Origin of the sequence: Enterococcus raffinosus (assembly GCF_001886185.1) — a bacterium.
Taxonomy (GTDB): domain Bacteria; phylum Bacillota; class Bacilli; order Lactobacillales; family Enterococcaceae; genus Enterococcus_A; species Enterococcus_A raffinosus.
In genome coordinates this window covers 133,201-146,022 of record NZ_JXLA01000001.1, presented here as the reverse complement: position 1 = coordinate 146,022, position 12,822 = coordinate 133,201, and the positions used below count along the sequence as shown (strand labels likewise).

General features: G+C 41.6%; 18 protein-coding genes. 13 read left to right on the top strand and 5 right to left on the bottom strand.

The features are described 5' to 3' along the window. Positions 1 to 4: 4 nt before the first annotated feature. From RV13_RS00705 to RV13_RS00660, 11 genes are all read left to right on the top strand, one after another. Complete coding sequence (locus RV13_RS00705; protein ID WP_010745184.1) at positions 5 to 214, top strand: hypothetical protein; 210 nt, start codon at positions 5 to 7, stop codon at positions 212 to 214. Between the two features lie 13 nt (positions 215 to 227). After that, a complete protein-coding gene (locus RV13_RS00700) occupies positions 228 to 440 on the top strand; it encodes a DUF2922 domain-containing protein (protein ID WP_010745183.1) in 213 nt (70 codons plus the stop codon). 67 nt (positions 441 to 507) lie between these two features. Continuing rightward, complete coding sequence (locus tag RV13_RS00695) at positions 508 to 891, top strand: hypothetical protein (RefSeq protein ID WP_010745182.1); 384 nt, start codon at positions 508 to 510, stop codon at positions 889 to 891. Positions 892 to 936: 45 nt separating this feature from the next. Beyond that, positions 937 to 1,560, top strand: coding sequence for a DUF2922 family protein (locus tag RV13_RS00690; protein WP_010745181.1), 624 nt, complete (start codon positions 937 to 939; stop codon positions 1,558 to 1,560). A gap of 81 nt (positions 1,561 to 1,641) precedes the next feature. Next, the gene (locus tag RV13_RS20740) at positions 1,642 to 1,734 is read left to right on the top strand and encodes a type I toxin-antitoxin system Fst family toxin (protein WP_111945260.1); all 93 of its coding nucleotides are present in this window, start codon (positions 1,642 to 1,644) and stop codon (positions 1,732 to 1,734) included. Positions 1,735 to 1,947: 213 nt separating this feature from the next. After that, positions 1,948 to 2,490: a GNAT family N-acetyltransferase gene (locus RV13_RS00685; RefSeq protein WP_010745180.1), complete on the top strand. Its 543-nt coding sequence runs from the start codon at positions 1,948 to 1,950 to the stop codon at positions 2,488 to 2,490. Positions 2,491 to 2,605: 115 nt separating this feature from the next. Continuing rightward, on the top strand, positions 2,606 to 2,938 hold the full coding sequence (locus RV13_RS00680) for a hypothetical protein (RefSeq protein ID WP_010745179.1): 333 nt from the start codon (positions 2,606 to 2,608) through the stop codon (positions 2,936 to 2,938). A 38-nt stretch (positions 2,939 to 2,976) separates the two neighbouring features. Beyond that, complete coding sequence (locus RV13_RS00675; RefSeq protein ID WP_010745178.1) at positions 2,977 to 3,531, top strand: hypothetical protein; 555 nt, start codon at positions 2,977 to 2,979, stop codon at positions 3,529 to 3,531. Between the two features lie 189 nt (positions 3,532 to 3,720). After that, entirely contained in the window at positions 3,721 to 4,746 is a 1,026-nt protein-coding gene (locus RV13_RS00670; RefSeq protein ID WP_010745176.1) for an LLM class flavin-dependent oxidoreductase, read from the top strand. Positions 4,747 to 4,918: 172 nt separating this feature from the next. Beyond that, positions 4,919 to 5,563 (top strand): DUF2178 domain-containing protein, encoded by a 645-nt coding sequence (locus tag RV13_RS00665; RefSeq protein ID WP_010745175.1) that lies wholly within the window; start codon positions 4,919 to 4,921, stop codon positions 5,561 to 5,563. After that, positions 5,564 to 5,767, top strand: a complete 204-nt coding sequence (locus RV13_RS00660; RefSeq protein ID WP_010745174.1) for a helix-turn-helix transcriptional regulator — start codon at positions 5,564 to 5,566, stop codon at positions 5,765 to 5,767. A 43-nt stretch (positions 5,768 to 5,810) separates the two neighbouring features. Here RV13_RS00660 and RV13_RS00655 read toward each other — a convergent pair whose 3' ends face one another. Beyond that, positions 5,811 to 8,501, bottom strand: a complete 2,691-nt coding sequence (locus RV13_RS00655; protein WP_060789504.1) for a LysM peptidoglycan-binding domain-containing protein — start codon at positions 8,499 to 8,501, stop codon at positions 5,811 to 5,813. A gap of 239 nt (positions 8,502 to 8,740) precedes the next feature. Here RV13_RS00655 and RV13_RS00650 point away from each other — a divergent pair, with 239 nt between their 5' ends. Continuing rightward, positions 8,741 to 9,583: an aldo/keto reductase gene (locus RV13_RS00650; protein ID WP_010745172.1), complete on the top strand. Its 843-nt coding sequence runs from the start codon at positions 8,741 to 8,743 to the stop codon at positions 9,581 to 9,583. A 163-nt stretch (positions 9,584 to 9,746) separates the two neighbouring features. Here the strand turns inward: RV13_RS00650 and RV13_RS00645 are convergent, their stop codons facing one another. The 4 genes from RV13_RS00645 to RV13_RS00630 form a co-directional block, all read right to left on the bottom strand. Further along, the gene (locus RV13_RS00645) at positions 9,747 to 10,097 is read right to left on the bottom strand and encodes a type II toxin-antitoxin system PemK/MazF family toxin (protein WP_010745171.1); all 351 of its coding nucleotides are present in this window, start codon (positions 10,095 to 10,097) and stop codon (positions 9,747 to 9,749) included. After that, a complete protein-coding gene (gene mazE, locus RV13_RS00640) occupies positions 10,090 to 10,323 on the bottom strand; it encodes a type II toxin-antitoxin system PemI/MazE family antitoxin (RefSeq protein ID WP_010745170.1) in 234 nt (77 codons plus the stop codon). The genes RV13_RS00645 and mazE overlap by 8 nt, the downstream gene beginning before the upstream one ends. Positions 10,324 to 10,495: 172 nt before the next feature. Further along, positions 10,496 to 11,527: a zinc-binding alcohol dehydrogenase family protein gene (locus RV13_RS00635; RefSeq protein WP_010745169.1), complete on the bottom strand. Its 1,032-nt coding sequence runs from the start codon at positions 11,525 to 11,527 to the stop codon at positions 10,496 to 10,498. 26 nt (positions 11,528 to 11,553) lie between these two features. After that, complete coding sequence (locus RV13_RS00630) at positions 11,554 to 12,210, bottom strand: NAD(P)H-dependent oxidoreductase (protein WP_010745168.1); 657 nt, start codon at positions 12,208 to 12,210, stop codon at positions 11,554 to 11,556. Positions 12,211 to 12,433: 223 nt separating this feature from the next. Between RV13_RS00630 and RV13_RS00625 the strand changes: the two genes are divergently transcribed. Next, positions 12,434 to 12,802, top strand: a complete 369-nt coding sequence (locus tag RV13_RS00625; RefSeq protein ID WP_010745167.1) for a winged helix-turn-helix transcriptional regulator — start codon at positions 12,434 to 12,436, stop codon at positions 12,800 to 12,802. The last annotated feature ends 20 nt before the right edge of the window (positions 12,803 to 12,822 follow it).

The window sequence follows — 12,822 nt, the reverse complement described above, 5'->3', positions numbered from 1 at the left end:
CAAAATGATCCAAAAACTAGCAACGAAATTACAGGTTCACCTATCTTTACCAGGTGTGGAAAAATTGAAAAAAGTTACTTTCTCAAATGTTGTGGATAACCCTGACGAAGCAGAAATCATTAAACTAGGCGAGATCATGGCAGAACTAGACCAAGACGGCACGTTACTAGATGGCGTCATCATCACCAGCCAATCGCGTGTGACTAAAAATTAGGAGGAAACGATAAATGAAAAAACTTGTATCGGTTTATAAGACGAGCGGTGGTCGCTCTCAGACATGGAGCTACCAAAATCCAGGTGAAGGAAAAGCCCCTGAAGATATCCAAGCCATTTTAGAAAAAATGACGCTGCTAAACTTATTCGAAAAGGACGGCGAAAAGCTCTATAACCAAGTCGTCGGCGCTAAATATATCGAAACGGTAGAAACAGTTATTTTCTAAGCAGACACCTTGAGGAAGTGCGGCGCAGCCGCCGCCTTCCTCTACTAAAAAGAAAGGATGAGATCCGATGAATGAGCAGCCCTTGAATTACCGACAATTGTTCCAACTAAAACCAAAAACTTTGGAAAAACGAATCTCTGAGTATTACTACAGAACACAAAATAGTTCCTTAACGATCAAATACATTCTCACATTGCGTGTGCGTTACCAGCTTGGTGCAAAGGAGTTTGCCAACATTCTGAAGGATCTCGTTCGTGAGATTTTTATGCATACGAAGGCGACTCGCACTATGAAGCGATTTTTCTACTATTTTAAGGATTACTTCATGGCTCCTGAATGGCGAGCACTAAAAATGAAAACCTTCCCTGTCCGTAACTTTGGCGAAACCGCCTTGTCTATCGTCCGTTCCTTACTCTCAAAAGTCCGTCCCGCTGAAACGAATGAACCTTGAGAAAAAGTCCCTTGCGTAAAATATTAAGAGAAAGGAAACGAGCACATGACACATGATTTAGTCGCGACATTTACGAACAGTCTAGGAAGCGAACACGATTGGACTTATAAAGATGTGGATAACAGTCTGCCTGCACAAACGATCAAAGAAGCTTGCGAATTACTGACGACCTTAGATATTTTTGAACAAAATGGCGTAAAACTATTTGATTCTGTTGTAACAGCAAAGATCGTGACCACTACAGAAACGATCATTTTTGATAAAGAGAACGAACTGTCCACAGAAGAATGCACACAGACATCCACAGCTTCGCATGAAAAAACTAGCTTTCCCACAACTTATCCTACTAAAAGTGTGGATAATGTGGATAAATCTGAGGAAAACTATTCACAGACGCCTGTTTCTGTGGATAAATCAACTGTTCAACTGACACATCCGATGACAGCGAGAAACAACCCTCTTTCATTAATAAAAAATGTTTCGCAAATCGGAAAACAACCAATTACATCATTTAACGATCCGTCTGTGGATGCACCTGTTGAACAGTCACTAGAGCCTAATGATCAGCCAAAAGTACGAACTAAACTGATCGATCGGTTCCTCAGAAAAAGAAAGCGAAAGAAAAAAGATCTAATCGGAAGACCACCTGACGATATCTCCCGCAGCTAACTTCTGTCTTTCTCAAGTAGCTTACGCATAGGTACACCCCACTCATGTCGTCGACCTCCACTAGGAAGGGGGTGAGGCCTCTTGAGTGAGCTGATAAGATATGTCCTTGCGCCACTCTTTGTTGGATTGATCATTGCCCTTGTCAATCATTGGCTGAGCGGGCGTGATCCGTGACGACTGAATGGAAAATATACACCTGTGGAGAAGACTCCGCAGGTGTTGATTAGGATTCACAGATTCATACATCATCGCTTGTTCTTCTCCGTCGCTTCTTTTAAAATGGAAGTATAAAACAAAGGAGGTTCTTGTTTGACTAACTTGTGTTTATTATCGGTGATTTGCTCTTAACTCAATGAAAACTATCATTCAAATAAGGAGAGCAAAACAATGAACATTACGATTCGAGAAACAACGAAGAAAGACAACGAAACGATCTATCAAGTAGAACAGCGAGCTTTTGGTGAAGTAGACGAGGCAGAGTTAACCAAGAAGCTGATGGCAGATCCGACTGCCGAACCGCTCCTGTCTCTTTTGGCCTTTGTTGAAGAGGAAGCGGTTGGTCATATTCTTTTCACGAAAGCAACGGTTACTACGGAAGATTCGCTTTCAGCCATGATTCTTGCCCCCTTAGCTGTTGTACCGGATTACCAGAAGCAAGGGATCGGCGGACAGCTAATCAAAGAAGGGCTGCGTCTTTTGAAAGAAAAGCACGTTGACCTAGTCTTTGTCTTAGGTCATATCGACTATTATCCGCGACATGGATTCAAGCCGGCTTTGCCGCTTCATTTTCAGCCGCCCTATCCTGTTGAAAAAGGGAAAGAAGAGGCTTGGATGGTTCAGTCGTTGCTTGCTGACTTCCCATTCGAGGATTACTCTGGTACGGTTCAATGCTCCGATGAATTTATGCGGCCAGAATATTGGCGAGAATAGGTTCAAACCCCTTATATCCACGCGATATAAGGGGTTTTCTTTGCAGATTTACGCAAATTTAAGTATAACTATAGGAAATAAGCTCTCGTAATCTGCGAGAAAGGGAGTCAAAAAAATGTATTCATTAGTACCCGAAAATATGTATGAAATCGAACAAAAACTGAACTATCTGAAAGAAAAGGGCAACAACATCACTGAAGAAGACGTGATTCGACAAGCTGTCTTGGATAATAGCCAGCAAATTCTCGATGGCGACCTGGAAGGCCCTTACTGGAAAGTAAAATGGCAGCCAGCAGACAAGACCCTCGCTTTTTTTGACATTATGAACAAGGAAGTCGGCACTGTCGAAAGCCTCTCTGGTTCATTTGTGGAAGATTTCCGCAATAGCGCGCCGAATGTGATTCGCCAGCTTGCGGAAGAAATTCAGAAGATCGTGAACAATAATTAGATCGTTGCGTATTCGATAATTTTAACGAGGTGAACAAAATGAACATGCAAGTAAGCTTCTTTGTCAAAGATCAACCCGAAGGCTGCTACTTTGAAAAAGTACAAGCGAGCTTTTTTGAAGAAGAGGAACAAATCGAAGCCTACTATCCAAAGGAAATCTTTGATGCGGTGCTGGACGATGCCTTGCTGCGCATCTTACGCAAGGTGTTTAATAGCTTAGAAAAAATCGGCGAGGTCGAAGAATATCTGCAATTTCTAGATTTTCACCTTGTGAATGTGTATAACTCCTCTTTTGTCAGCAAGCATTTCCTTCTATATAAGAATACAGATGTGGACAACTTGCTGGAGCATGTATTAATGGAAGTCGCGGAACCGCTAGCGGAAGGTTACTTTGAAACATTAATCGATTATTTAGAAACAAACATCGAGGATGAAGTGTTTGTCGATTTTCGTTTGAACGGCGAGGAACTATTACTAGAGGTCCAAAGTCAAGGCAAGAAAATCAGTCAGATCGAGCCTTTGAAGCAATTGATCGTTGATTATGACGAATCCTTCGAACGGGTAGCGACAGAATTTTTAGAGAATTTTATTTAAAAATAAGAGAATTATTCTACCCGTGTTTTTTTATTTCTTCTTATTATCTCTTTCGACCAATGCTTTCTATACCTTTCATGCCTCCTTCCACCGAGAACAATTCCTCGCTTTTTCACAATGAACGTAGTAGAATCTATTTAACTTATTAAAAGTAAGTAAACTTACATAGCTTGAAGGAGGTTCTCTACTATGAAAAAAATCGGATTTTTAAGTTTTGGTCATTGGATGGATCAAGGGTCCCTAGTTAAAACGGCTCAAGATTCTTATTTACAATCGATTGATTTAGCAGTCGAAGCGGAAAAAATTGGAATTGATGGTGCCTATTATCGGGTGCATCATTTTGCCGATCAAATTGGCTCACCATTTCCATTACTTTCAGCGATTGGCGCAAAGACAAGTAAGATCGAAATCGGTACTGGCTTGATCGATATGCGTTACGAAAATCCTTATATGATGGCGGAAAATGCCGGATTAACAGATATTATTACCCAAGGAAGAGTGGAATTAGGCGTGGGCCGTGGCTCACCTGAACAAGTGCTGGATGGCTGGAAATATTTCGGCTACGACTATAGCGAAGAAGAAATCAAAGACATCACTCGTGAACGGACGTTGGAATTTTTGAAGCTGCTTGAAGGCGAACGTTTCGCTGAACAGAATCCACAACCAATGTTTCCACAAGCACCAGGAAAATTGCGCTTGGAACCTTACTCAGAAGGCTTACGTCAACGTATCTGGTGGGGTGCTGGTTCAACCCAAACCGCGATCTGGGCAGCACAACACGGAATGAACCTGCAATCTTCTACCTTGGTAAACTATGAAACGAATGAGCCTTTCCATATTCAACAGGCGAAACAATTGCGTGCATACAAGGAAGCGTGGAAAGAAGCGGGTCATGACTTTGAACCGCGTACATTGGTAACACGTTCGATTCAACCGATCACGACTGATCTTGACCGCCAATTATTCGGGCATCAAGGCGACGATGCAAACTACGATCAAGTTGGTTTCCTTGCTTACCATCAAAACCCAACGATCTTCGGGAAGACCTTTGCCGGCGAACCTGATAAGATTGCTAAAGAATTGGCAGAGGATGAAGCAATCAAAGAAGCGGATACGGTACTTGTTACGATCCCTAATACATTAGGCGTCGACTACAATATTCATTTATTAGATACTATCGTAAAAGATGTTGCTCCTGAATTAGGTTGGAGATAATCAACATACATAGAGGATAGAAACAGCGCTGGCTGCTTCTATCCTCTATTTTCGTTTGCACTGGTTTCGATAAAAAAGTGATTTATTTATCACTTTTCTATTGATTTTCTTTTTCTATGTGATATATTTATCTCACAAAGTGATAAATATGTATCATAGGAGGAGCTTTTAGATGACAAAGAAAAAGATTAAAAATTTAATCCTGTTGGGAATTGGATGTATGGTTGTTTTAGCATTGGCTGTGTTTCATTCAGTCGTATATAATGAAAGTCGTTTAGTAGAACCGACGGACGTATCTGAATATGTCTTTCGTATGAAGGATTTACCTATGTGGATTGCTTTGTTCCTAGTCATTTTTTATGTGTTGTATTTAGTAGCTGTCCTTTTCAAAGTCGTATGGCGCAATAAGACCGTGGAAAAGAATCGAACAAGAAATATTCACCCGATGCTGGGACTTTGCGGCTTTGCTGGTTTTCTAGGGTTTCTTGGTTTTTGGACGTATTGGCGGTTTGGCATCATTTATCCTTGCTTCGCGTTTGTTTTCTTTGGCTTTTTTGGCTTCTATTTCGAGGGCAAATTATCGGACACCTTGAAGGATGAGCTTTACGAGGAAAATGAAAAGCGGGCGGAACTGAAGGCTTACAAAATCGGCTTCATTTTGTTGTTCTTGACTATCTGGCTGATCGGCGGCGGAATGTTAGCCTGGAATCTTGAATGGTGTGCGATTTTTATGTTAAGCTCAATGTCGTTAATCTATGGTATTGTTTTATTTCTTAGTAAATATTTCTTATACCGATTTGAAACTGAGGCTGGTTAAATGAATGTAAAATTCGAATCACACTTAAAAAAATATCGGACGTTAAAAGGGTTGACGCAGGAGCAGCTGGCGGACTTGGTGGGTGTTCGCAGGGAGACAATTATGCGGCTGGAAAAAGCACAATACAATCCTTCCCTAAAGCTTGCGTTAGATATTGCGAAGGTCGTCGATACCCCCGTTACAGACCTATTTATTTTCGAATAAAAAAGTGAAGTGCCCTAACGAATTTATGGGCACTTCACTTTTTCTATTTTACAATCGAAACGAATCCTGTGCTGACAGTCGTCGAAATTCTATAGTAGCCTGGATCCTCCTCATCCTCAACAATAAACACAGCGAGTACCATGTCTGAATGACCTGATTGGATGATATTCATGTAGTGTCCACCGTTGACATAGTCCCCGGCCCTTCCGGCTTCTCGCTCACTTTCAATGTATTGATTGAACATTCGTTGAGCAATCAATTGCGCCATGAGTACCGAATCATCATTCACCTCAGATTTTCTGACGGAGGTCTGGGAAATGTTTTCGCTCCAGAAGCCCATTTTTTCTGATCCGACTTCGCGATCGACTACATAGGTTTCTTCGCTCGCCAGATTGGTCGGACGCGTATGATTAAATTTATACATGACTTCTACCGCGCGCTCCGCGATTTCACGGTACGCGGCCTCATCTTTTGTATTGTTGATTTTGGTCTCGCCATACTTTTCTTGCTCTTCCTGAACCAGCTTCTCAAAATGCTTCGCTACTTCTTTAGAGAAGGCAACATTGACTAATTGATCTGCCTGTTCAAGCGTGACTCTGGTATCATCTGTCTCTACTTGTTCTCTAATTGCTTTGATCACGGGATCATTTGCTGGTTTGATGGCTTCGATGATCGGGTCCTTGGTTGAGACTTTCTTATAAGTTACGGTCGTTGTATAAGTGGTGATCGTATCTCCATTCGCTAACTCTTCTACGCTTTTCACTGGTTCAGATTCGCTTACTTTTTCGTAACCTGTCAGATCGGTTAATTCTATCCCCGCTTCATCCACATTTTTTATTACAAATTTATTCTCGTTCTGAATTTTGTGGTACGTTACGGTCGTCGTATAGGTCGTAATCGTATCCCCATTGACAAGTATTTCAATTGTTTTTACTGGTTCAGATTCGTGGATTTTGAAGTAGCCCTCTAAGCTGGTCAGAACATTCCCCGCTTCATCGATATTGATGGTTACTTCTTCATCGGTATTGACTATTTTGTGATAGGTCACTGTGGTTGTGTAGGTCGTGATTGTATCGCCATTGGCAAGAGTCTCCACTGTTTTTACGGGTTCAGATTCAAAAACTTTCACATAGCCTTCCGTATCTGTAAGTACGTTTCCTGCTTCATCGATCATGACTGTTACAAATTTGTCCTCGTTAGTTGGAATATGAGGTAAATTGTTTTCAACTTCGTCTGCCGTGTCGTTTGCTTTGTCTGCATTCTGATTGGCCTCTGACGCAGAATTATTTGCTTCTTTTCCATCTGCTTCGACTTTGTTTGCCACTGTAGTGATACCTTCGATAAGCTGATCCAATTCTACAATGCGTTCGTTGAGCGTCTGTATCTTACTGGCCAGCTCAATAATTTTTTTATCTAGGGTGGAAATACGCTTCGAATATTGTGCCAATTCTGCTTGGATTTTCTTTGCCTCGTCACTGGTTGCCGCCGTTGATAGACTAGGCAAATTGGCTAATTCTTGTTGGGCTGCCACTAATGTCGTTTGCGCTTGTCCAATAGCCGCTTCGATCGCTGCCTTTTCAGCAATTGCTGCATTTAGAGCGGTTGCGGCTGCATCATAGGCTGCCTGTGCTTCAGCCACTGCCTGCTGCGCCGCCGCTAACTGCGAACCATAGGTGTCTAACTCTCCTTGTGCCGTTGAAAGCTGCTGCTGCAATTGCGCGAGTTGCGCCTGAATATTCGCATCTTCTCCAGCTTGGCTCTGTAAAACAGAGATTTGTCCGCTAACCTCTATCACTCGTTGCTGTGCGTTCCCATAATTTGTCGTTGCTTGACTGATGGTTCCTTGAGCGGTTGTTAAAGCGACCTGAGCGGCTTGTTGAGCGGTCGTTGCCGCAAGGACCTTTTGTTCTACACCCGTGAGTTGAGCTGTAAGTCCATCATATTTCGCCTGTGCTTCGGTCACTTTGGCCGTTGCCGCGGCTTGTTTTGTCTGCAATTCTGCATAGGATAGACTATTTTCTTTGTTTAACGCCTCTGTTAATTTCTGTTCTGCTGCTTGTTTTAATCGCTCCGCTTCCTGCCGTTCTTTTTCAGCTTGTTCCTTCGCTGCTTCTGCCGCTTGCTTTTCTTTTTCGGCTTGTTTTTTATCGATCGGTGCTTCTGTTTGCTTTGCTTGCTCGTTAACCCCCGTCGTTTGTACAGCTCTTTTAGCTGTGGTCGTTTTATTTTCGGTCCCACTTACTTGAGCGGCTTGCTTATCTGTATCTGATGGTTGATTTGCAAAAGGCTTAGACGGATCGAGCTTATCTTCTTCACCGAGTTCCTTTTCTGAGATAACGCTTCCATTTTGATCTGTCACCGTAATCTTAGAGCCATCAAAGGTGATCGTCGTTCCAACAGGGACCGTATACTGACTACCTTCTTCAAAGCCGTTCAACGCCATCAACGTTTGCCATTTTACATTCACTGCGAGACCGATATTATAAAAGGTATCTCCTTCCTCAAAGGTATACGAATTCTGTCCTGCTTTTAATTTGGTCCTAATGGTTTCAATCGAGTTGGCTTGCCAGACAGTTCCTCGTGCATTATCCGGACAAAAAAACAATGTGCAGCCTAGCAATAAAACAAGTAACGGCAGGCCTTTGGCAAATGTCTGTTTCCACACCCTGTACATCTTCGCGCGATACTTTTCCTCTACATGGTCACGTATACGATTTTTACTAGTTTTTTTCATCGCACTACCCCACTCTTTTTTGAGAATCTGAACACATTTATTATAACTTTCGTCACTTTTTCAATTCTACCTATAGTAAAAAATAAATATTTCTAAAAAAAATTAAAAAATTCACTTTTTGAATTAATGCAAAAAAGCTTGTATCAGACATAATTACTTCTAGACAATAAAGCATAATAGTTACAGTATTGTTCTGACAGCGTTATACTTAGATATAGACTATTTAGGAGGTTTTCTTAATGGAACAATTGAAACTAAACAACGGTCAGCTGATTCCTCAGCTAGGTCTAGGTGTTTTCAAGGTTCAAAATGCCGATGACTTGAAGCGTTCAGTAGTTGTGGCCTTGAAGGACGGCTACCGTCACTTTGACACGGCAACTATTTACCACAACGAAGCATGGCTTGGTGAAGCATTGGCTGAAAGTGATGTAAAACGTGAAGACCTATTTATTACGTCAAAAGTATGGAACAGCAATACGACCTATGATGAAACGATCGCCGCCTTCCACGAGTCCTTGAAAAAGCTTCAAACAGAGTATTTGGATCTATATTTGATTCACTGGCCAAGTGAAGGCTATACTGAAAAATGGCGGGCAATGGAAAGCTTGTACAACGACGGCTTAATCAAATCCATCGGGGTATCAAACTTTGAAAAACCTCATATGGAAAAATTATTGGCAAGTGCTAAAGTTAAGCCAACCGTTGACCAAATTGAAACACATCCTTATTTCCAGCAAAAAGAAATGAATGATTACTTGAAGAGCTTGGATATCGCACATGAAGCTTGGGGCCCTCTTGGACAAGGCAAGAGCAATGTTCTGGACGATCCTGCATTAGTGAAAATCGCTGAAGCCCACAACAAGTCAGTCGCGCAAGTGATCCTACGCTGGCACTTGCAACGAGAAATCATCGTGATTCCAAAATCAGTCCATGCAGAACGGATCGCACAAAATATCGATGTCTTTGATTTCACCTTAACAGATGAAGAAATGACTCTCATCGCTTCTTTGGATAAAAACCAACGAGGTTCAGGCGACCCCAATGATGAAGAGTTTTTAAAGGGGACATTAAGTAGAAAATAAACTTTTGATCCTTCAAACGCAGCCTACCTTTAGGCTGCGTTTTTTGATATAAATACGCAAAAAAAAAGAGCATTCAAGGCTCTTTTAAAGTGGGAATATGTTCAGTGATTTTTTAACTCTAAGTGAGTGGCTGACAACTTTTTTAATGATTCGTAACTAAGCATTAGACTGGAAAATTAAAATTCATCTGCACGTGTTGGGCAATATTGATAAATTCTCTTGTGGATACTTCACCTAGTATCTCAATATTCCTGCCTCCACGTTCAGTAAAAACAAGCGTATACACTTGTTTTGCATTGACCATACTCCCTTTTTTCAAAGCATCATTGTCGATTTCAACAAAGTAAGGGCGTTTTTTATCCGTGCTAGTAATCGGACATACGATAATTAAGTTTGACGATAGACTGTATTCATCTCTGCTGATTACTACAGCCGGTCTTCGCTTCTTTATCTCGCTGCCCTTCGATGGATCAAAATCAATATAAATGATCGTTCCTTGCTTGATACTATTCATCGAGTTGCCTGCTTTCCACTTTAAAGTTACTAGCTAATTCATCTTCGGGATCAATAAATTCATTGGCTTTCGCTTGTGCAAAATAATCCTCCACTTTAGGGATCAATAAAATAGTACCGTCAGCTTCTTGAAAAATATAGTAGGTCTTCCCTGCTGGTACCTCAAATTTACTTGCTAAGGTTACCATCACAGCATTTCCTTGTTTGCGTGTTTTTACTGTATCCATAGTAATCACCTGCCTGCTTTTCTCTCGTTTATTATACCATGTAATCACAGTAATTACGATAATTATAGGGGTAACAACTATGCGACTTACCAGCTAAAAAATAAAGAATAATCTCACGTAATATGAAAATGGAGTTGCGACAAGACTTCTGCCACAACTCCACTCTTCCTTTTTAAAAGCCTCCGCTGATAACCACTTTCCCTAGCATATGTCCTGATTCGACATCCTTCGTGGCACGTTTTAAGTTATCGGCATTGATTCCTGTGTCATAGATTTTGCTGACGGTGGGAATCAATATTCCGTCATCGGCTAATTTTGCGATCGTCTTCAAAGCTTGTCCTTGGGATTCAAGGTCATAGCCATAGTCCGTCTTGGCGAACATATACTCCCAATCAAACGAAACGGATTTGTTCTTCCATTCCGCAAGCTCTAAGGGTTCCTTAATCCCTACGATCGTTCCTACATGACCAAATGGATTGATCATTGTTTTGATCGTGTCGAGATATTTTGTAATATCGAATAAAACAGCAATGTAATCAAAGGTTTCTGTCCCGATTTCTCTAAGCTGTGCTTTAAGATCTTGATGATAGTCTAACGGATGATCGACACCGACCTTCGCCAACCAGTCAAAGTTTTTCGGATTGGAGGTGGCGAACACCTCTAAGCCAGCCCATTTCGCTAATTGATTGAGAACAGAGCCTACGCCGCCAGCACCGTTTATGACTAAGATGGACTTTCCTTTGGCGGAATCCTTTTCTGGTACAATATTGAATTTGTCGAATAGCAATTCATAGGCAGTCAACGACGTTAGTGGCAGTGCGGCCGCTTCTTCTGTAGAAAGCTTTTCAGGCGCAAGGGCAACAATTCGTTCGTCGACTATTTGATATTCTTGATTGCTTCCGCGGCGCGACGTAGTTCCTGCATAAAAGACTTGGTCTCCGACTTTGAAGTTTTCGACCTCATTTCCTACCGCTGCAACCTCGCCGACTGCATCAAAGCCTAAGACTCTAAGGGCATTGCTCTTACGGGCCGTTTGACGTAATTTCGTGTCTACTGGATTAACAGATACAGCTTCCACCTTAATCAGCAGATCTCTTCCAACTGCTTTGGGCATTTCTTCCAGCGTATCGATAAAACTATTGGGATCGTCGATTGGCAATCCTTCAAAAAAACCAATTGCATGGATCTTTTTTTCTTCAGACATACTCATTGACCTCCTAAGATTCGACACTATTGAATCACTTGATAGATATCTGATAAGCTTTGACGTTTTTTCTCTGGCTGCACTTGGTCTTTATAGCCAAAACCAACCATATAAGAAACACCAAATTCCGCTAGATCAACATAGCCCTTTTCAGACAAATAGTGTTCAACGGCATCTTTATTGAACCCTTCAATCGGACAGCTATCAATATCCAGATAGGCAGCAGTCGTCATCATATTCGCTAAAGCGATATACGTCTGCTTCGATGCCCAATCAAACAGCTCACGTTCCGTGCTTAAATTAAAATCTTTTTTCTGGAAGTTGTCAAAGAAAATTGTCTGAGGAGAAGATTCGGAATAAGGCACACCGAAAACGTCTTCCACCATGTGCTTTACATGGGCACTATCGCCTGTCAAATTCTTTCTAGCCAACACGATCAAGAAGTGACTCGCGCCATTCAAGCTATTGCGTGCTCCCCAAGCGATGTCCTGCAAATCCTCTTTAACCTGCTGATTTTCCACTAACAAAAACTTCCAAGGCTCGTACCCAAAAGAGCTTGGTGATAGGCGGCCTGCTTCAAGAATCGTTGCCCAATCCTCATCAGCGATTTTCTTCGTTGGATCGAAGGCTTTTGTTGCAAAGCGGCGTTTGTGCGCATTCAAAATTTCATTTCTTTTATCCATTGGTCATTCTCCCTTATCTGTTTTTTTAGGAAATCAAAATTAGTAATTGATTTGCAGATCTAGCATAAGCCTATCGTCTACATATGTAAATTAGGGAATTTTTTTATACCTCCTTCTCAATAACAAGGAAAGATGAAATGATAGACGCCAGTATCCGTCTGTGATAAAAAGAGACTAGTAAAATTGGACGTCAGTCTCTCTTATAAGTAGGAGGATATTAATTATGGAAAGAAAAATTTATAATTGTGAAACGGGCTGTCCCGTTGAATCCACGCTGCAATTAATCTCCGGTAGATGGAAAAGCGTCATATTGTATCATCTAATTTTTGAAGGCGAGCATCGCTATAGTGAGCTGCAACGGAAAATTCCGGGGATCACCCGAAGAATGCTTTCTCTGCAATTAAAGGATTTAGAAAATGACCAATTGATCAAGCGTCAGGTCCTTCAAGAAAAGCCGTTGATGGTCAGCTATCGAATCACAGATTATGGCTATTCACTGAAATCCGTTCTTAAGGTGCTGCATCAATGGGGGGCCGACTATAACCAACGGAACGAAGGAAAGCTGGAGGAAGAATGCTTGGCTTGTAAGTAAAAAGCGAATAGAGAAACAGC

Bases quoted from the DNA above. Each gene is read 5' to 3' on its own strand.
- mazE (WP_010745170.1), bottom strand. From the start codon at position 10,323: ATGGATACAGTAAAAACACGCAAACAAGGAAATGCTGTGATGGTAACC.
- RV13_RS00630 (WP_010745168.1), bottom strand. From the start codon at position 12,210: ATGGATAAAAGAAATGAAATTTTGAATGCGCACAAACGCCGCTTTGCA.
- RV13_RS00625 (WP_010745167.1), top strand. From the start codon at position 12,434: ATGGAAAGAAAAATTTATAATTGTGAAACGGGCTGTCCCGTTGAATCC.
- RV13_RS00705 (WP_010745184.1), top strand. From the start codon at position 5: ATGATCCAAAAACTAGCAACGAAATTACAGGTTCACCTATCTTTACCA.
- RV13_RS00655 (WP_060789504.1), bottom strand. From the start codon at position 8,501: ATGAAAAAAACTAGTAAAAATCGTATACGTGACCATGTAGAGGAAAAG.
- RV13_RS00660 (WP_010745174.1), top strand. From the start codon at position 5,564: ATGAATGTAAAATTCGAATCACACTTAAAAAAATATCGGACGTTAAAA.
- RV13_RS00665 (WP_010745175.1), top strand. From the start codon at position 4,919: ATGACAAAGAAAAAGATTAAAAATTTAATCCTGTTGGGAATTGGATGT.
- RV13_RS00635 (WP_010745169.1), bottom strand. From the start codon at position 11,527: ATGTCTGAAGAAAAAAAGATCCATGCAATTGGTTTTTTTGAAGGATTG.
- RV13_RS00695 (WP_010745182.1), top strand. From the start codon at position 508: ATGAATGAGCAGCCCTTGAATTACCGACAATTGTTCCAACTAAAACCA.
- RV13_RS00685 (WP_010745180.1), top strand. From the start codon at position 1,948: ATGAACATTACGATTCGAGAAACAACGAAGAAAGACAACGAAACGATC.
- RV13_RS00650 (WP_010745172.1), top strand. From the start codon at position 8,741: ATGGAACAATTGAAACTAAACAACGGTCAGCTGATTCCTCAGCTAGGT.
- RV13_RS00645 (WP_010745171.1), bottom strand. From the start codon at position 10,097: ATGAATAGTATCAAGCAAGGAACGATCATTTATATTGATTTTGATCCA.
- RV13_RS00670 (WP_010745176.1), top strand. From the start codon at position 3,721: ATGAAAAAAATCGGATTTTTAAGTTTTGGTCATTGGATGGATCAAGGG.
- RV13_RS00680 (WP_010745179.1), top strand. From the start codon at position 2,606: ATGTATTCATTAGTACCCGAAAATATGTATGAAATCGAACAAAAACTG.
- RV13_RS00700 (WP_010745183.1), top strand. From the start codon at position 228: ATGAAAAAACTTGTATCGGTTTATAAGACGAGCGGTGGTCGCTCTCAG.
- RV13_RS00690 (WP_010745181.1), top strand. From the start codon at position 937: ATGACACATGATTTAGTCGCGACATTTACGAACAGTCTAGGAAGCGAA.
- RV13_RS00675 (WP_010745178.1), top strand. From the start codon at position 2,977: ATGAACATGCAAGTAAGCTTCTTTGTCAAAGATCAACCCGAAGGCTGC.